Annotated in this window: 17 protein-coding genes; 12 read left to right on the top strand and 5 right to left on the bottom strand. The window is 72.1% G+C overall.

Going from position 1 to position 17,826, the window contains the following annotated elements:
- Positions 1-4 precede the first annotated feature (4 nt).
- Both hemW and ACTMVF_RS18820 read left to right on the top strand, forming a co-directional pair.
- Positions 5-1,237: a radical SAM family heme chaperone HemW gene (hemW, locus tag ACTMVF_RS18825; protein ID WP_441272221.1), complete on the top strand. Its 1,233-nt coding sequence runs from the start codon at positions 5-7 to the stop codon at positions 1,235-1,237.
- Positions 1,238-1,304: 67 nt separating this feature from the next.
- Positions 1,305-1,874 carry a Uma2 family endonuclease gene (locus ACTMVF_RS18820; RefSeq protein ID WP_441272220.1) on the top strand — a complete coding sequence of 190 codons (570 nt, stop codon included), beginning with the start codon at positions 1,305-1,307 and terminating at the stop codon, positions 1,872-1,874.
- Here the strand turns inward: ACTMVF_RS18820 and ACTMVF_RS18815 are convergent.
- Together ACTMVF_RS18815 and ACTMVF_RS18810 are read right to left on the bottom strand one after the other, a co-directional pair.
- Positions 1,852-2,667, bottom strand: a complete 816-nt coding sequence (locus tag ACTMVF_RS18815; protein ID WP_441272219.1) for a DUF3097 domain-containing protein — start codon at positions 2,665-2,667, stop codon at positions 1,852-1,854. The two genes, ACTMVF_RS18820 and ACTMVF_RS18815, sit on opposite strands and share 23 nt — an antisense overlap.
- 42 nt (positions 2,668-2,709) lie before the next feature.
- Positions 2,710-3,444, bottom strand: coding sequence for an MBL fold metallo-hydrolase (locus ACTMVF_RS18810; RefSeq protein ID WP_441272218.1), 735 nt, complete (start codon positions 3,442-3,444; stop codon positions 2,710-2,712).
- A gap of 160 nt (positions 3,445-3,604) precedes the next feature.
- Here ACTMVF_RS18810 and hrcA point away from each other — a divergent pair, with 160 nt between their 5' ends.
- The 5 genes from hrcA to ACTMVF_RS18785 all read left to right on the top strand — a co-directional run bounded on the left by hrcA (position 3,605) and on the right by ACTMVF_RS18785 (position 8,093).
- Complete coding sequence (gene hrcA, locus ACTMVF_RS18805) at positions 3,605-4,621, top strand: heat-inducible transcriptional repressor HrcA (RefSeq protein ID WP_441272217.1); 1,017 nt, start codon at positions 3,605-3,607, stop codon at positions 4,619-4,621.
- Positions 4,622-5,758 carry a molecular chaperone DnaJ gene (dnaJ, locus tag ACTMVF_RS18800; RefSeq protein WP_441272216.1) on the top strand — a complete coding sequence of 379 codons (1,137 nt, stop codon included), beginning with the start codon at positions 4,622-4,624 and terminating at the stop codon, positions 5,756-5,758. It abuts the gene before it with no gap.
- Positions 5,759-5,848: 90 nt separating this feature from the next.
- A complete protein-coding gene (locus ACTMVF_RS18795) occupies positions 5,849-6,934 on the top strand; it encodes a nitronate monooxygenase (protein WP_441272215.1) in 1,086 nt (361 codons plus the stop codon).
- Positions 6,931-7,680 carry a 16S rRNA (uracil(1498)-N(3))-methyltransferase gene (locus ACTMVF_RS18790; protein ID WP_441272214.1) on the top strand — a complete coding sequence of 250 codons (750 nt, stop codon included), beginning with the start codon at positions 6,931-6,933 and terminating at the stop codon, positions 7,678-7,680. Before ACTMVF_RS18795 ends, ACTMVF_RS18790 begins: the two co-directional genes overlap by 4 nt.
- Positions 7,681-7,700: 20 nt before the next feature.
- A complete protein-coding gene (locus ACTMVF_RS18785; RefSeq protein ID WP_441272213.1) occupies positions 7,701-8,093 on the top strand; it encodes a VOC family protein in 393 nt (130 codons plus the stop codon).
- Here ACTMVF_RS18785 and ACTMVF_RS18780 read toward each other — a convergent pair.
- On the bottom strand, positions 8,035-8,427 hold the full coding sequence (locus ACTMVF_RS18780; RefSeq protein ID WP_441272212.1) for a hypothetical protein: 393 nt from the start codon (positions 8,425-8,427) through the stop codon (positions 8,035-8,037). The two genes, ACTMVF_RS18785 and ACTMVF_RS18780, sit on opposite strands and share 59 nt — an antisense overlap.
- 9 nt (positions 8,428-8,436) lie before the next feature.
- Positions 8,437-9,933 (bottom strand): hypothetical protein, encoded by a 1,497-nt coding sequence (locus ACTMVF_RS18775; RefSeq protein WP_441272211.1) that lies wholly within the window; start codon positions 9,931-9,933, stop codon positions 8,437-8,439.
- Positions 9,934-10,167: 234 nt separating this feature from the next.
- Here ACTMVF_RS18775 and ACTMVF_RS18770 point away from each other — a divergent pair, with 234 nt between their 5' ends.
- The 5 genes from ACTMVF_RS18770 (at position 10,168) to ACTMVF_RS18750 (ending at position 16,453) form a co-directional block, all read left to right on the top strand.
- Positions 10,168-10,740: a hypothetical protein gene (locus ACTMVF_RS18770; RefSeq protein ID WP_441272450.1), complete on the top strand. Its 573-nt coding sequence runs from the start codon at positions 10,168-10,170 to the stop codon at positions 10,738-10,740.
- 75 nt (positions 10,741-10,815) lie between these two features.
- Positions 10,816-14,025, top strand: a complete 3,210-nt coding sequence (locus tag ACTMVF_RS18765) for a S41 family peptidase (protein ID WP_441272210.1) — start codon at positions 10,816-10,818, stop codon at positions 14,023-14,025.
- Positions 14,026-14,148: 123 nt separating this feature from the next.
- Entirely contained in the window at positions 14,149-14,502 is a 354-nt protein-coding gene (locus ACTMVF_RS18760; protein WP_441272209.1) for a histidine triad nucleotide-binding protein, read from the top strand.
- A gap of 32 nt (positions 14,503-14,534) precedes the next feature.
- Positions 14,535-15,440 (top strand): ribonuclease Z, encoded by a 906-nt coding sequence (locus ACTMVF_RS18755; protein ID WP_441272208.1) that lies wholly within the window; start codon positions 14,535-14,537, stop codon positions 15,438-15,440.
- A gap of 20 nt (positions 15,441-15,460) precedes the next feature.
- Positions 15,461-16,453: an adenosine deaminase gene (locus ACTMVF_RS18750; RefSeq protein ID WP_441272207.1), complete on the top strand. Its 993-nt coding sequence runs from the start codon at positions 15,461-15,463 to the stop codon at positions 16,451-16,453.
- On the opposite strand, the gene ACTMVF_RS18745 is transcribed toward ACTMVF_RS18750, so the two are convergent.
- Positions 16,446-17,687, bottom strand: a complete 1,242-nt coding sequence (locus tag ACTMVF_RS18745; protein ID WP_441272206.1) for an MFS transporter — start codon at positions 17,685-17,687, stop codon at positions 16,446-16,448. The genes ACTMVF_RS18750 and ACTMVF_RS18745 overlap by 8 nt on opposite strands.
- Between the last annotated feature and the right edge of the window lie 139 nt (positions 17,688-17,826).

Below are 17,826 nucleotides of genomic sequence, written 5' to 3'. Positions count from 1 at the left end.
ACCCATGCCCTCCGCACTCCCCGACGGCGAGCCCGTCCCCGACGACGGCACGCTCCCCGCGTCCGCGCTCGCCGGCTCCGCCGACCGCCCCCTCGGCTTCTACCTGCACGTCCCGTACTGCGCGACCCGCTGCGGCTACTGCGACTTCAACACCTACACGGCGACCGAGCTGCGCGGCACCGGCGGGGTGCTGGCGTCCCGCGACAACTACGCGGACACCCTGATCGACGAGATCCGCCTGGCCCGCAAGGTCCTCGGCGACGACCCGCGCGAGGTCCGCACGGTCTTCGTCGGCGGCGGTACGCCCACGCTGCTGGCCGCCGACGATCTCGTACGGATGCTGGGGGCGATCCGCGACGAGTTCGGTCTCGCGCCGGACGCGGAGATCACCACGGAGGCGAACCCGGACTCGGTGGACCCGGCCTATCTGGCCGCTCTCCGCGAGGGCGGCTTCAACCGGATCTCCTTCGGCATGCAGAGCGCGAAGCAGCATGTGCTGAAGATCCTCGACCGCACGCACACCCCGGGACGGCCGGAGGCATGTGTCGCGGAGGCCCGCGCGGCAGGCTTCGAGCACGTCAACCTGGACCTGATCTACGGCACACCGGGCGAGTCGGACGACGACTGGCGGGCGTCGCTGGAGGCGGCGATCGGCGCCGGGCCGGACCATGTGTCCGCGTACGCCCTGATCGTCGAGGAAGGCACGCAGCTGGCCCGTCGTATCCGCCGGGGCGAGGTGCCGATGACGGACGACGACGTCCACGCGGACCGGTACCTGATCGCCGAGGAGACGTTCACGGCGGCCGGTTTCGACTGGTACGAGGTCTCCAACTGGGCGACCTCGGAAGCGGGCCGCTGCCTGCACAACGAGCTGTACTGGCGGGGCGCCGACTGGTGGGGCGCGGGGCCGGGGGCCCACTCGCACGTGGGCGGGGTGCGCTGGTGGAACGTGAAGCACCCGGGCGCGTATGCGGCGGCGCTGGCGGCGGGGCGGTCGCCGGGGGCCGGGCGGGAGCTGCTGTCGGAGGAGGACCGCAGGGTCGAGCGGATCCTGCTGGAGCTGCGGCTTCGGGAAGGGGTGCCATTGGAGTTGCTGAGGGAGGAGGGGCTCACTGCCTCGCGCCGAGCACTCTCAGAAGGGCTCTTGCAGACCGGTCCTTATGAGGAGGGGCGTGCGGTGCTGACGCTTCGGGGGCGGTTGTTGGCGGATGCGGTGGTCAGGGATTTGGTGGACTGATCACTCCGGTGGGTGAATCGGAACCAGAGGCAGGTTTGGGCGGCGCCCCGATTCGTAGGGTGCCGCTGTGAACGATCGCGCGATGATCAAGTTCTTCGAGGGACTGGAGCCGCCCGAGGGCGTCAGGGCCGAGCTTCTGCGAGGAGAGATCGTGATGTCGCGCAGCTCTGGTCTGGTGCACAACCGCAACGTCACGGAGACGGTGGACCAGATTCCCCGCGACCGTTGGTATCCGCTCCAGACCCAGTGCGTCGACATGCTTGACCACGTCAGCGCCCCCGTTCCCGATGTGGTGGTGACCGAGCGCGGCGCCGGTCCGGATCAAGGGACATACGTACCGTCGGCGGTGGTCACGGCATTGGTGGAGGTCGTCTCCGAAACCAGCGTGGAGCGCGACTACGAGGTCAAGCGCGCGATCTATGCCGCGAGCGGCGTGCACGCTTACCTGATCATCGACCCGATCATGGCGCACTGCGTGCTGTTCACCGAGCCGAAGGGCAGTGGCGAGGAAGCCGAGTACCACGTGCAACGGATGAGCAAGTTCGGCTGCCCGGTCCCGATGGACTGTTTTGGTCTCGAAGTCGACACCACCGGATTCGGCACCTTCAGCAACGTCAGGCCCCACCGCTACCCGTAACGAAGTCGATCAGCTCCTCCACCCGCCCCAACAGCTCCGGCTCCAGGTCCTTGTAAGACCCCACCCGCTGAAGGATCGCCTGCCACACCGCCCCGGTGTTCTCCGACGGCCACCCCAGCGCCCGGCACACCCCCGTCTTCCAGTCCTGCCCGCGCGGCACCCGCGGCCAGCCCGGAATCCCCAGGGACGACGGCTTCACCGCCTCCCAGATGTCGATGTACGGGTGGCCCACGACCAACGCGTGCTCACTGGTCACCGACTCCGCGATGCGCCACTCCTTCGTACCCGGCACCAGGTGGTCGACCAGGACCCCCAGCCGCGCATCCGGTCCCGGCGAGAAATCGGCCACGATCGACGGCAGGTCGTCGACGCCCTCCAGGTACTCCACCACCACGCCCTCGACGCGCAGGTCATCGCCCCACACCTTCTCGACCAGCTCGGCGTCGTGTCGGCCCTCGACGTAGATACGGCCGGCGCGGGCCACGCGCGCGCGTGCCTGCGGGACGGCGACCGAACCGGAGGCCGTGCGGGTGGGACGTACCGGAGCGGAGGACGACGGCCGGACGAGGGTCACCACCTTGCCCTCCAGCAGGAACCCTCGCGGTTCCAGCGGGAACACCCGGTGCTTGCCGAAGCGGTCCTCCAGGGTCACCGTGCCCGCCTCGCAGCGGATCACCGCGCCGCAGAAACCGGTGCCGGGCTCCTCCACCACCAGGCCCGGTTCCGCCGGGACCTCGGGGACGGGCTTGGGCTTCTTCCAGGGTGGAGTCAGGTCCGGTGAGTACTGGCGCATTCGAGTGACGATAAGAGAATCCCGGCCGTCATGGAGCGCAGATCAACGCGACACGCCGAATCGCGCGGCCAGGGTGTCCCGCTGGCGGCGCACGAACTCCGCGTCCACCACCGCTCCGTGACCGGGCACGTACAGCGCGTCCTCGCCGCCCAGGTCCAGCAGGCGGTCCAGGGCCGCCGGCCAGTGCGACGGTACGGCGTCGGGGCCGGCCTGGGGTTCGCCGGACTCCTCCACCAGGTCGCCGCAGAAGACCACCTCGGGAGAGCCGGGAGCGCCCGGCACGAGCACGACCAGGTCGTGGGCCGTGTGAGCCGGGCCCACGTTCGCCAGCAGGACCTGGCGGCCGGCGTCCAGGTCGAGGGTCCACTCGCCGCTCACCTGGTGGTGCGGGTGGACCAGGGCGTCGATCGCCTCGTCCGCCGCGTCCTGGTCCAGCCCGTTGCGTACGGCGTCCGCGCGCAGTTCCGCCCGCTCGTGCGCGAACACCGTGTCCAGGCCCACCGCCCCGTACACCTGCGTGCCCGCGAACGCCGCCGCCCCGAAGACATGGTCGAAGTGGGGATGGGTCAGCGCGAGATGAGTCACACGGTGACCCGCCAGCCACTGCGCCTGGGTACGCAGCCGCACCCCCTCCGCGAGGCTCGACCCCGCGTCGACGAGCAGCGCGCCGCCCTCCCCGACGACCAGCCCCGCCGTGCAGTCCCAGCCCGGCAGCCGACACCGGCCCACCCCGGCCGCAAGCCGCTCCCACCCGAGCTCTTCCCAAGTCACCCTCATACGGCGACGCTAACGAACACACCACCGTCGGGCACGGTGGTGCTGACCGGCCTTGCCCGCTGCGTACCCCGCCGCCGTACACTGGGCCGGGGACAGCTGGCACTCGGACGGACAGAGTGCCAGGCAAGGCGCCAAGCGGACGAAACTGGAGGTGCGCGCGATGCTGAGTGAACGCAGGCTTCAGGTGCTGCGCGCCATCGTCCAGGACTATGTCGGGACCGAGGAGCCGGTGGGCTCCAAGGCGCTCACCGAGCGGCACAACCTCGGCGTCTCCCCGGCGACCGTCCGCAACGACATGGCTGCCCTGGAGGACGAGGGCTACATCGCCCAGCCGCACACCAGCGCCGGGCGCATCCCGACCGACAAGGGCTACCGGCTGTTCGTCGACAAGCTCGCCGGTGTCAAGCCGATGAGCCCGCCGGAGCGGCGCGCGATCCAGAACTTCCTGGAGGGCGCCGTGGACCTCGACGACGTCGTGGCGCGCACGGTTCGGCTGCTCGCGCAGCTCACCCGACAGGTCGCCGTCGTGCAGTACCCGTCGCTGACCCGGTCCACCGTCCGGCACGTCGAGCTGCTCTCGCTCGCGCCCGCGCGCGTGATGCTCGTGCTGATCACGGACACCGGGCGGGTCGAGCAGCGGATGGTCGACTGCCCGGCGCCCTTCGGTGAAGGGTCGCTCGCGGATCTGCGCGCGCGGCTCAACAGCCGGGTCGCGGGGCGGCGCTTCACCGATGTGCCGACGCTCGTCGAGGACCTCCCCGAGGCCTTCGACATAGAGGACCGCGGCACTGTCTCGGCCGTGCTCTCCACCCTGCTGGAGACGCTCGTCGAGGAGAACGAGGAGCGGCTGATGATCGGCGGCACCGCCAATCTCACCCGCTTCGGGCATGACTTCCCCCTCACCATCCGGCCCGTCCTGGAGGCCCTCGAGGAGCACGTCGTACTCCTCAAACTCCTTGGCGAGGCGGGGGATTCGGGCATGACCGTGCGCATCGGGCACGAGAACGCCTATGAGGGACTCAACTCCACGTCCGTCGTGTCGGTCGGCTACGGTTCGGGCGGCGAGGCAGTCGCCAAGCTCGGCGTGGTCGGACCGACCCGCATGGATTACCCGGGAACGATGGGAGCGGTACGCGCAGTGGCACGGTACGTCGGACAGATCCTGGCGGAGTCGTAAGTGGCCACGGACTACTACGCCGTTCTCGGCGTGCGTCGCGACGCGTCGCAGGAAGAGATCAAGAAGGCCTTCCGGCGGCTCGCGCGCGAGCTGCACCCGGACGTCAATCCGGATCCGAAGACCCAGGAGCGGTTCAAGGAGATCAACGCCGCTTACGAGGTGCTGTCGGACCCGCAGAAGAAGCAGGTCTACGACCTCGGCGGCGACCCGCTGTCCCAGGCGGGCGGCGCGGGAGCCGGCGGCTTCGGCGCGGGCGGCTTCGGGAACTTCTCGGACATCATGGACGCGTTCTTCGGAACGGCGTCCCAGCGGGGTCCGCGTTCGCGTACGCGGCGGGGCCAGGACGCGATGATCCGGCTGGAGGTCGAGCTCGACGAGGCGGCCTTCGGTACGACGAAGGACATCCAGGTCGACACGGCCGTCGTCTGCAACACCTGTAACGGTGAGGGGGCCGCCCCCGGCACCTCCGCCCAGACGTGTGACATGTGCCGCGGTCGCGGTGAGGTGTCGCAGGTGACGCGGTCCTTCCTGGGGCAGGTCATGACCTCGCGGCCGTGCCCGCAGTGCCAGGGGTTCGGGACAGTCGTACCGACGCCGTGCCCCGAGTGTGCGGGTGACGGACGCGTACGGTCGCGTCGGACGCTGACGGTCAAGATCCCGGCCGGTGTCGACAACGGCACGCGGATCCAGCTCGCCGGTGAGGGCGAGGTCGGGCCGGGCGGCGGTCCCGCCGGTGACCTGTACGTCGAGATCCACGAGCTGCCGCACGCGATGTTCCAGCGGCGCGGCGACGACCTGCACTGCACGGTGACGATCCCGATGACCGCGGCGGCGCTCGGCACGAAGGTGCCGCTGGAGACGCTGGACGGGCTGGAGGAGGTCGACATCCGGCCGGGCACTCAGTCCGGTCAGTCGATTCCGCTGCACGGGCGAGGGGTGACCCATCTGCGGGGCGGCGGGCGCGGGGATCTGATCGTGCACGTCGAGGTGCAGACGCCGAGCAAGCTGGACCCCGAGCAGGAGCGGTTGCTGCGTGAGCTGGCCAAGCTGCGGGGCGAGGAGCGGCCTCAGGGGCAGTTCCAGCCGGGGCAGCAGGGGTTGTTCTCGCGGTTGAAGGACGCCTTCAACGGGCGCTGAGCCCCTGCTGTTCCCCTGGGGAATGCGTGGGCCTACGCCAAGGGGAAGGGTCGATTCGGACTTGTTCGGGGGACGTGACAACATGCCGTCATGTCCTCCGCGCTGACCGATCTCTTCCCCCTTCCGATCGTGCAGGCCCCCATGGCAGGCGGCGTCTCCGTGCCGCAGCTCGCCGCTGCCGTGTCCGAGGCCGGTGGGCTGGGGTTTCTCGCTGCCGGGTACAAGACCGCCGACGGGATGTACCAGGAGATCAAGCAGCTGCGGGGGCTGACCGGGCGGCCCTTCGGGGTCAATCTGTTCATGCCGCAGCCCGAGTACGCCGACGCGGCGGCCGTTGACGTCTACGCACATCAGCTCGCCGGCGAGGCCGCCTGGTACGAGATCGAGCTGGGGGACCCGGACAGCGGGCGGGACGACGGGTACGACGCCAAGCTCGCCGTGCTGCTCGACAATCCCGTCCCCGTCGTCTCCTTCCACTTCGGCGTGCCCAGCGGTGAGGTGCTCCAGGCGCTGCGGCGTGCCGGAACCTTCACCCTGGTCACCGCCACCACTCCGGACGAGGCCCTCGCCGTGCAGCGGGCCGGCGCCGACGCCGTGATCGTGCAGGGGGTCGAGGCCGGCGGCCACCAGGGCACCCATCGCGACAACCCCGAGACCGACGGCACCGGCATCGGGCTGCTGTCCCTCGTCGCGCAGGTCCGTGAGGCCGTGAGCCTGCCCCTCGTCGCCGCCGGCGGCATCATGCGCGGCAGCCAGATCGCCGCCGCGCTCGCCGCCGGCGCCAGCGCCGCCCAGCTCGGGACCGCCTTCCTCGCCACCCCGGAGTCCGGCGCCAACGCCCTGCACAAGCAGGCGCTGACCAACCCCCTGTTCGTACGGACCGAGCTGACGCGCGCCTTCTCCGGGCGCCCCGCCCGCGGCCTCGTCAACCGCTTCCTGCGCGAGCACGGGCCGTACGCCCCCGCCGCCTACCCCGAGGTCCACCACCTCACCTCGCCGCTGCGCAAGAAGGCCGCCGCGTCCGGTGACGCGCAGGGCATGGCGCTGTGGGCCGGGCAGGGGCACCGGATGGCGCGGGAACTGCCCGCCGGGCAGCTGGTGGAGGTGCTGGCCGCCGAGCTCGACGCCGCGTCGACAGCGTTGTCCGCCTTCCCGAAGGGGGGCGCGGGGCGATGACAGCTCCCGTTTTCGTCGTCGAGCACTTCGATGCCGGCGGTGGCGGGCGGTACGTCCTCGACGGGCCCGAGGGGCGGCACGCCGTCTCGGTCAAGCGGCTGAGGCCCGGCGAGACCGTCGTCCTCACGGACGGCAACGGTCGCTGGGCCGAGTGCGAGGTCGTCGACACGGAGGGCAAGGACCGGCTCGTCGTGCACATGAGCTCGGTGGCCGAGGAACCCCCGGAGTCGCCCCGTATCACCGTCGTCCAGGCCCTCCCCAAGGGCGACCGCGGCGAGCTGGCCGTCGAGACGATGACCGAGACCGGCGTCGACGCGATCGTGCCCTGGGCCGCCGCCCGCTGCATCACGCAGTGGAAGGGCGAGCGGGGGGCGAAGGCCCTCGGCAAGTGGCGGGCCACCGCCCGCGAGGCCGGCAAGCAGTCGCGCCGGGTGCGTTTCCCGGAGGTGACGGACGCGGCCACCACCAAGCAGGTCGCGGCGCTGCTCGCCAAGGCCGACTTCGCCGCCGTACTGCACGAGGAACGCGACTACGGCAGTGCGCCCCTCGCCACCGCCGAGCTGCCCACCGAGGGCGAGATCGTGCTCGTCGTCGGACCCGAAGGCGGCGTGTCCCCCGAGGAGTTGGCCCTCTTCGAGGAGGCGGGTGCGCAGGCGTACCGTCTGGGCCGTACCGTCCTGCGCACGTCCACCGCCGGAACCGCGGCGACGGCACTGCTCCTCGGCCGCACCGGCCGCTGGTCCTGACCTCCGGAGGGACGCTCACCGTGGAACTCGCCCAGGTACGGCTGCTGGTCAGCGACTTCGCCGCCTGCTACCGCTTCTACGCCGACGTCCTCGGCCTCAAGCCGCAGTCGGGCGCGACGAACGGGCCGTACGAGAAGTTCAGCCCCGCCGTCGGCTCGGCGGGCATCGCGCTTCAGGACCGGGCGATGATGGCCGAGGTCCTGGGCGAACTGGCCGACACCGCCGACGGGCACCGCTCCCTGGTGGTGCTGCGGGTGGACGACCTGGACGCCTGCTGCGAGCGGATCACCGCACGCGGCGCGACCCTCCTGCGCGGCCCCGCCCCGATGACCGACCGCATGCGCGTCGCCCACCTCAAGGACCCGGAGGGCAATCTGGTGGAGCTGCAGGAGTGGCTGCTGCTGCGCGGCTGAGCACGGCGTCGAACAGCTCCCAGCCGTCCAACTCCCCGGTCCCCGGCAGGAGTCCGCGGGCCGTCGCCTCGTCGACGAGGCCGCGTACGGCACCGGGTTCGCGCAGGTTGAGCAGCTTCCCGGGGCCGGTCGCCACGCATCCGACGTAGGAATGGCCGTCGGAGACGGCCCGGCCCGGGCCCTTCCGGAAGACGATCCGCGTACGCGCACCGTCCAGGGTCAGATGGAGGACCTCGCGGCACGTGTCGCCCTCCCCGTGCTGGTGCCGCACGCTCCAGAGGTATGTCGTCCGCTCGTCCACGACGAGCCTTCGCAGTCGGCGGTCGTTACGCATGCGGCCACGCTACGGGGCCGGGCAGCGCTTGTTCTCCGGGTTTTTCGCGGGGATGAGCTGGACGTCCTCGCGGCGGACGGCGAAGGACTCCTGGACCTTGCCGTTGTTGCGAGCCGGGTCCCAGAGCCAGATCCACTCGCCGGTGGCGCCGAAGGAGACCACGGGGTGGTCGAGGGGAGCCGGGCCGTTCTCCACCGCCAGGGGCTCGGCGGCGTCCACCGGGCTTACGCACATGAAGTGGCCGAAGACACCGAAGTAGTCGGGCGGGTGGGCGCCCCCACGGGCGACGTTCTCGGCGGCCCGGCCGGCCGCGCTCGCCGCCTGCCCGGTGCCCAGCGCGACCGCGCTCAGGGCGTAGACGACTATGACCAGCGTGGCCAGGACGATGGCGAAGAAGCGGTTGCTGGCGTCCCGGCCCAGATGGAAGTGGCGCAGCCAGCCCACGATCGCCACGAAGAACAGCGCGCTGCCCAGCGCGAGTCCCATCGGCTCGGCGGCCACCAGGTAAGTGCCGAGCCTCGCCGTGGGCACCGCCTCCACGCGGATGTCGAACCGGTCCAGGTAGGCGTCGTGCATCTGCCGGCCCAGCCAGCCCACCATCGACCACAGCACCGGCACGGACAGCGGCACCAGCCAGGCGGCGTGCCGGGTGAAGACGGTGCGGCGCAGCGCGAGGACCACGCCCGCGCCCGTGAACACACCGACGGCAAGCACCAGCGCACCCGCCCACAGCACCCGGGGCTCGGTGCCCTGGCCCACCAAGGCCCCGAAGGCGGCCAGCACGGTGGTGCCCGCGACTCCGGCGGCCCACTGGACCCCGCGGCCACTCGCCCGCGTCTCCTTGAGCGTGCGGCCCAGCGGCAGCGCCCCCGCCGGGCTGAGCAGTGCGGGCAGTAGCTTCCAGGCCCCGTCTGCCCAGACGACGTACATGCCGCACAGGACGGCGAGGACGACGCCGGCCACCCCCGCCGCCAGCCAGACCAGCCGGACCCGGCGCTCGTGCGGGGTCTCGTCGCGTGGCGGGTCCGCGTCCGAGTGGCCCGGCACCCGCAGCCCGTGCGCCTCGGCATCGAAGGGGCGGCCACCCAGCGGGCGCGCCGCCAGTTCGGCCGCCGCCTCCTGACGGGAGCGCGGACCGGCCGGCACGGTCACGGCACGCTGCTCGTCCGCACCGCCCAGCCAGATCCACACCCGCCCCAGCGTCGGCAGCGCGCGGTGCACGTAGTACGTCGTGCGGGCCGGCCGCTCGTACTCGACCAGCGCCGCGTCCCGCACCCATGCACCCAACTCGGCCTGCCTGGCGAGCCGTTCCACCTCAAGGGTGGCCGTGCGCAGGGCGCCGAGGCGGGCTCCGTGCAGCCGGACCTCGACGACGAGCGTGGCGCGGTGCGCCAAGCCGGGCGCCGCCTCGTCGGCCTCCGCCGGGCGTACGGCCCAGCCGCGCTCCTCGAACAGGGCCGACACATACGCCACTTCATCCGGATGGTCGACCACGTCGACGAGCATCCGCACCCGGCGCCGGCGCGGGTGGCCCCGCGGGGTCCGTCACGGGGTCCACGCCGGCCTGATCGGCGTCGTCCGAGGTGCGTGGCGCGGGCAGGGCGCGGGCGGGGATCCGCGAGGGGGGCAACGGTCCTCCGGGCAGGGGGGATCGGGCAACACTCGATTGTGCCGTGCGCGAGCAGGGAGTGGCCGTATGTGCCCTACCGCGTCGGCGGGGACAGTGGCAGGCTGCCCTCCATGGGGGCGTTCAGGAGGATTTGGGGTCGCACCGGTCGCACCGGTCGCACGGAGCGCACGCGTGTACGCGTCGCAGGCGTGGCGGGTCTCGCCGTGGTCGCCGTCGGTGGGGCGGTCGCGTGTGATCCGGGCGGGCTGAGCAGTGCGACCGTGGCGTTCACGACCGACCAGACGGTGACCGCGGAGCTGGAGCGGCAGAAGGCCGACGTGCAGTGGCTCAACTGCACGGGCTCGTACGACGGCGACGGAAAGGGAGGTTCCGCCGCGCCGACGGCGAGCGAGAACGCCGTGGTCAAGGTCGACTGCGAGGGCGAGACCAAGGACGGCAAGGACATCACCGTCACCGGCAGGATCACCCGGGCCGTCAGCGGCTCCTGTGTGCGCGGCGACCTCGTCGCCAAGGTCGGCGGCAAGGAGTGGTTCCACGTGAACGGGCTGGGCAACTGCGATGCCACGCCCTCGCCCGTCAACCCGGGCGGCGGCGGACAGCAGCCGGGGCCCACCGTCACGGTCACCGTCACCAAGACCGTCTACTGCAAGCAGCACCCGAACTGCTGGCCGGAGGGCAAGTGACCGCACCGGCACCTGAGTTGGGCAAGTGATCCGAAGTGCCTGTCCCCGGACGCCGCCCCTGTTTATGGTGATCGGGTGACTCAGTCCGCGACGCCTGGATCGTCTTCGTATCTCCGGTATCCGCATCTGCACGGAGACCTGGTCGCCTTCACCGCCGAGGACGACGTATGGCTGGCCCCGCTCGACGGCGGCCGGGCCTGGCGGGTCAGCGCCGACAACGTGCCGGTCAGCCTGCCGCGCATCTCGCCCGACGGCACGACCGTCGCCTGGACCTCCACCCGCGACGGCGCCCCCGAGGTGCACATCGCGCCGGTCGACGGCGGCCCCTCGAAGCGCCTCACGCACTGGGGCAGTTGGCAGACCCGGGTGCGCGGCTGGACCCCCGACGGCGAGGTCCTCGCGATCAGCACCCAGGGCCAGGCCGGCGGCCGCCGCACCTGGGCCCACACGGTCCCGCTGGACGGCGGACCGGCCACCACGCTGCCGTACGGCCCCGTCGCCGATGTCGTCCACGGTCCCCACCTGGTGCTCGCCTCGGCGCCCATGGGGCTGGAGGCGGCACGCTGGAAGCGCTACCGGGGCGGTACGGCGGGCAAGTTGTGGATCGACCGCGCGGGCGAGGGGGACTTCGTACGGCTGCATGAGGAGCTGGCGGGGAACATCGAGTATCCCGTGTGGGTCGGGGAGCGGGTCGCCTTCCTCTCCGACCACGAGGGGGTGGGGGCCGTCTACTCGTCCCTCGCCGACGGGTCCGATCTGCGCCGCCACACCCCGGTCGACGGCTTCTACGCCCGGCACGCCGCGAGCGACGGCACCCGTGTCGTCTACGCCTGTGCCGGGCAACTGTGGCTCCTGGACGACCTCGACGGGTCCGAGCCGCGCCCGCTCGACATCCGGCTCGGCGGGCAGCGCACCGACCGGCAGCCGTATCCGCTGAACGCCGCCCGCTCGTTCGGGGAGGCGGCACCCGACCACACCGCGCGCGGCAGCGCGGTCTCCGTCCGGGGCGCCGTGCACTGGGTCACCCACCGCTCCGGTCCCGCCCGCGCGCTCGCCGCCGAGCCCGGCGTACGGGCCCGGCTGCCGCGCACCTTCCGGGCGGAGGGCGAGGAGTGGGTGGTGTGGGTGACGGACGCGGAGGGCGACGACGCCCTGGAGTTCGCGCCCGCGACCGGGCTCGCGCCGGGGACGACGCCGCGCAGGCTCGGCGCCGGGCAGCTGGGCCGCGTCCTGGAGCTCGCCATGGCGCCCGACGGGAGCCGGGCGGCGGTCGCCGCGCACGACGGGCGGCTGCTGCTCGTCGAGCGGGAGAGCGGCGAGGTGCGCGAGGTCGACCGCAGCGCGGACGGGGATGTCTCCGGGCTGGTCTTCTCGCCCGACTCGGCCTGGCTCGCCTGGTCGCACCCCGGCCCGCGCCCGCTCAGCCAGCTCAAGCTCGCCAACACCACCGACCTGTCGGTGTCCGAGGCGACCCCCCTGCGCTTCCAGGACTACGCGCCCGCGTTCACGCCGGACGGCAAGCACCTGGTGTTCCTGTCGACGCGCGCCTTCGACCCGGTCTACGACGAACACGTCTTCGACCTCGCCTTCGTGGTCGGCTCCCGCCCCCACCTGATCACCCTGGCGGCGACGACCCCGTCCCCCTTCGGCCCGCAGCGGCACGGCCGCCCCTTCGACGCGCCCGACAAGGACGAGACGCCCGACAGCGAGGGCACCCCCACCACGCGCATCGACCTCGAAGGGCTCGCCGACCGGATCGTGCCGTTCCCGGTCGAGGCCGCCCGCTACACCAACCTGCGGGCCGCGAAGGACGGCGTGCTGTGGCTACGGCACCCCGTACGCGGCGCGCTCGGCGCCTCCCGGGCCACGCCCGACGACCCCGAGCCCAAGAGCGAGCTGGAACGCTACGACCTCCTCCAGCGGCGCGTCGAGCATCTCGCCGACGACGCCGACCACTTCGAGGTCAGCGGCGACGGCAAGCGGCTGCTGCTGTGGACCGACGGCCGCCTCAAGGTCGTACCGAGCGACCGGCGGGCCTCCGGCGACGACGACAGCGAGTCGAACATCACCGTGGACCTGACCCGCGTACGGCAGACGGTCGACCCGTCGGCGGAATGGCGGCAGATGTTCGAGGAGACCGGTCGCATCATGCGGGACCACTTCTGGCGGCCGGACATGAACGGCGTCGACTGGACCGGGGTGCTGGACCGCTACCGCCCGATCGTCGACCGGGTGGCCACCCACGACGACCTGATCGACCTGCTGTGGGAGGTGCAGGGCGAGCTCGGCACCTCGCACGCGTACGTCGCCGCGCGCGGCGGATACGGCGGCGGGGCCCGGCAGGGACTGCTCGGCGCCGACATCTCCCGCCATCCGGACGGCAGTTGGCGTATCGACCGCATCCTGCCGTCCGAGACCTCCGACCCCGAGGCCCGGGCGCCGCTGGCCGCGCCCGGGGTGGCCGTGCGGGCCGGCGACGCGATCGTGGCGGTGGCCGGAGTGCCGGTGGACCCGGTGACCGGCCCCGCTCCGCTGCTCGTCGGCACGGCGGGCAAGGCGGTGGAGCTGACGATCTCGCCGACCGGCGGTGGGGACGTACGGCACGCCGTCGTGGTCCCGACCGCCGACGAGCAGCCCCTGCGGTACCACGCCTGGGTGGCGGACCGGCGGGCCTACGTCCACGAGAAGTCCGGCGGCCGGCTCGGTTACCTCCATGTGCCCGACATGCAGGCGCCGGGTTGGGCCCAGATCCACCGCGACCTGCGCGTCGAGGTGGCCCGGGAGGGCCTCGTCGTGGACATCCGGGAGAACGGCGGCGGCCACACCTCCCAACTGGTCGTCGAGAAGCTGGCGCGCCGGATCGTCGGCTGGGAGGTACCGCGCGGGATGCGCCCGTACAGCTATCCGACGGACGCTCCGCGAGGCCCTGTGGTGGCGGTGGCGAACGAGTTCTCCGGCTCCGACGGCGACATCGTCAACGCGGTGATCAAGGCGCTGGGTCTGGGACCGGTGGTGGGCACGCGGACCTGGGGCGGCGTGATCGGCATCGACAGCCGATACCAGCTGGTCGACGGCACCCTGATCACCCAGCCGAAGTACGCCATCTGGCTGGAGGGCTACGGCTGGGACCTGGAGAACCACGGCGTCGACCCGGACGTGGAGGTGGTCCAACGCCCGCAGGACTGGGTGGCGGGCAGGGACGCACAACTGGACGAGGCGATCCGGATCGCGCTGGAGGGCTTGGAGACCAGTCCGGCAAAAACGCCGCCCACTTTGCCCACCTAAGGGGCGCGGGGCTGTAGCGATATGCGGCTCCGCCGCGTGGGCGCGATCAACCCCCACGCCCCCGTACCCGACGACGATACGATGCCCTCCGTAAACCACGCCGCCCAACCCCCCGGAGGGACCATGGCAGGGGAGCCGCAGGACGACTGCCTGTTCTGCAAGATCGTCGAGGGCCATGTCCCGGCGACGATCGTGCGGGAGACGGACACGACCGTCGCGTTCCGGGACATCAACCCTCAGGCACCCACCCACGTCCTGGTCATCCCCAAGGCGCACTACCGGGACGCCGCCGCCCTCGCCACCGCCGAACCCACCCTCGCCGCGGACGTCCTGCGCGAGGCCCAGGCCGTCGCCGACGAGGACAAGCTGGAGAGCTACCGCATCGTCTTCAACACCGGCGCCGGCGCCGGACAGACCGTCTGGCACGCCCACGCCCACATCCTCGGCGGCCGCGGCCTGCAGTGGCCCCCCGGATAAGTCGAAGCAATTCGGAGTAAGTCGAAGTCACCGTGTCCGTACGTGAATTGGTCGTCCTCGGGACAGCGAGCCAGGTGCCGACCCGGCACCGCAACCACAACGGCTATCTGCTGCGCTGGGACGGCGAGGGCATCCTCTTCGACCCCGGCGAGGGCACGCAGCGGCAGATGCTGCGGGCCGGAGTCGCGGCGCACGACCTGAACCGGATCTGTGTCACCCACTTCCACGGGGACCACTCGCTCGGCCTCGCCGGCGTCATCCAGCGGATCAACCTCGACAAGGTGCCGCACCCCGTCACCGCCCACTACCCGCGTTCCGGCCAGCGCTTCTTCGACCGGCTGCGCTACGCCACCGCCTACCGCGAGACCGTCGACCTCGCACAGGCCCCGGTCAGCGCCGACGGCGTCATAGCCGACACCGGTGGCTACCGGCTGGAGACCGCCCGGCTGTCGCACCCCGTCGAGTCGTACGGCTACCGCCTCGTCGAGCCCGACGGTCGCCGCATGCTGCCCGACCGGCTCGCCGCGCACGGCATCAAGGGGCCGGACGTCGGGCGCATCCAGCGGGAAGGCGTGCTCGGCGGGGTCTCCCTGCGGGACGTCAGCGAGGTCCGGCGCGGCCAGCGGTTCGCGTTCGTCATGGATACGCGGCTGTGCGACGGGGTGTACGCCCTGGCCGACGGCTGCGACATGCTCGTCATCGAGTCCACCTTCCTCGACGAGGACGTCCAACTCGCCGTGGAGCACGGCCATCTGACGGCTGGTCAGGCCGCTCGGGTCGCGCTCGACTGCGGCGTACGGCATCTCGTGCTCACCCACTTCAGCCAGCGCTACACCGAGCCCGAGGAGTTCGAGCGGCAGGCACGGGACGCCGGTTTCGACGGGGAGCTGACGGTCGCGCACGACCTGCTGCGGGTGCCGCTACCGAAACGTCGGTGACACCGCCGTACGATGCTTTGATGTCCGTCCCGAAAGCAGAACTGCACCTCCATATCGAAGGCACCCTCGAACCCGAGCTCGCCTTCGAACTGGCCGACCGCAACCGCGTCGAGCTGCCGTACGCCGACACCGAAGAGCTGCGCAAGGCCTACCAGTTCGAGGACCTCCAGTCCTTCCTGAACCTGTACTACGAGCTCATGGCCGTCCTGCGCACCGAGCGGGACTTCGAGGACCTGGCGAACGCCTACCTGGCCCGCGCCGCCGCGCAGGGTGTGCGGCACGCGGAGATCTTCTTCGACCCGCAGGCGCACACCAAGCGGGGAGTGGAGCTGGGCACGGTCGTCGAGGGGCTGTGGCGGGCGCTGGGGCGTAGTGAGGAGAGCCATGGCGTCTCCACGCGGCTCATCATGTGCTTCCTGCGTGACGACTCCGCCGAGTCGGCCATGGAGACGCTGCGGGCCGCCGAGCCGTATCTCGACCGGATCACCGGCGTCGGCCTCGACTCGGCCGAGGTCGGCCACCCGCCGGTGAAGTTCCGCGAGGTGTACGAGGCCGCCGCCGCGCTCGGTCTGCGGCGCGTCGCCCACGCGGGCGAGGAGGGGCCGCCCGCCTACATCACCGAGGCCCTCGACGTCCTCGGCGTGGAGCGCGTCGACCACGGGCTGCGGTGCATGGAGGACCCGGCGCTGGTCGAGCGGCTGGTGCGGGAGCGGGTGCCGCTGACGCTGTGTCCGCTGTCGAACGTACGGCTGCGGACCGTCGACGTCCTCGCCGAGCACCCCCTGCCCGCGATGCTCGACGCCGGGCTGATGTGCACGGTCAACTCCGACGACCCGGCCTACTTCGGCGGCTACGCGGGCGACAACTTCGACGCCGTACGCCGGAGCCTCGGCCTGACCGACGAACGGCTCCGGGAGCTCGCCCGCAACTCGTTCCTCGCCTCCTTCCTGGAGGACGACGAGGAGTTGCGGGCGCGGTATCTGGCCGAGGTGGAGGCGTACGAGTTCAGGTAGCCGCGGTGAGGCGGTCGGGAGCGGCGGGGGTGGCTTCGGCGGTGCCCAAGGGGATTTCGACCACCTCGACGACCTCGACCACCTCGACGCCTTCCGTGACCGCGACGGTCTTCCGGGACCGCAGGCCCAGCGCCACGGCCGTCATCGGTACGGCGATCACCAGCAGCCCGGCCGCCAGCGCCGCACCCATGACCGGGAACCCGGCCTGCGCCGACAGCACGCTCCCGGTCAGCGGGCCCGCCGCCGTGCCCAGCGACGACGCCGAGCCGACGAGCACCGCCCAGCGGCCGCGCGCGTCGAGGGAGGCGGCGAGGCCGATGACGTACGACAGGACGATCGGGTAGAGCGTGTTCCAGGCGATCTCGCCGGTCGCGAAGCTCGTCAGGTCGGTGGCGGACGCGCTGAGCGCGATGCAGACCGCGATGAGGGCCGTACCCGCGCCGATGGGCAGCGCGCGGCCGAGGCGCGGGCCGAGCGCGCCCGCCCCGGTGACGCCCAGCAGCCCGGCGCCGAGCGCCACCGCGAACACCGCGCCGACCGTGGCCTCCGTCAGATGCGCCTGGTCCAGGCCGATCCGGCCGCTGACGCCCCAGAGGGAGTTCTGGGCGAGGGACCAGCACAGCATGCAGGCGGCGAGGGTCAGACCCTGGCGGCGGTGGGGCAGAGGGGAGGCGTCCCAGCCCTGTCGTGAGGTGCTCGTGGCGACCGCGAGCCGGCTCGTCAGCGGCCATACGGCGAGCGCCGTGAGGGCGATCGCGGCGAGCGGGAGGCCGTGCCCGGGGCCGAGGTGGGGGACCGTCAGATAGACGGCGCCCGCCAGGGCGGAGACGCCGAGGAGGCCGAGCGTGGTGGGCCGGTGCGGGTCGGGCTGGGCGGCGATGCGGGTGGCGGCGACCGCGGTGGCCGTACCGGAGCCGAAGCCGCCGACGAGCACGCCCAGGACGACGGCCGGTACGGCGTGTGCGAATGCCGCCCCGCCGTAGCCGAGGGCCGCGAGCGTCAGGCCGATGCGGGCCAGCCGCCGCGCCCCGATCCGCTCGACGCGCGAGGCCAGCGCGAACCCGGCCGACGCCGAACTCAGCAGCAGCGCGCTGCCGACGGCGCCCGCCTGGGTGGGGGAGAGCGGAAGACCCGAGTCGAGCCTGCCGACGACCGTCGGCAGCAGATACGGGGCCAGGTACCCGGCCGTGAAAAGGGCGACGAGGGGCCAGGCAGTGGTGCGGGGGGCGAACACGGGCGTTCCCAGGGCATGCGAAAAGAAGCGGCTCAAGAGGGGGAGGGCGCAGGCCGTCGACGGACAGGAACGCGCGAGGAATTTGTATCAAGCAGGGACTGGTGGGAAGAAGCGAGGGGGGTGTGATCTGGGGCACGTT

The sequence above is a fragment of the Streptomyces sp. SD31 genome, assembly GCF_052068475.1.
GTDB lineage: Bacteria > Actinomycetota > Actinomycetes > Streptomycetales > Streptomycetaceae > Streptomyces.
This window is presented reverse-complemented; position numbering and strand designations above follow the sequence as displayed.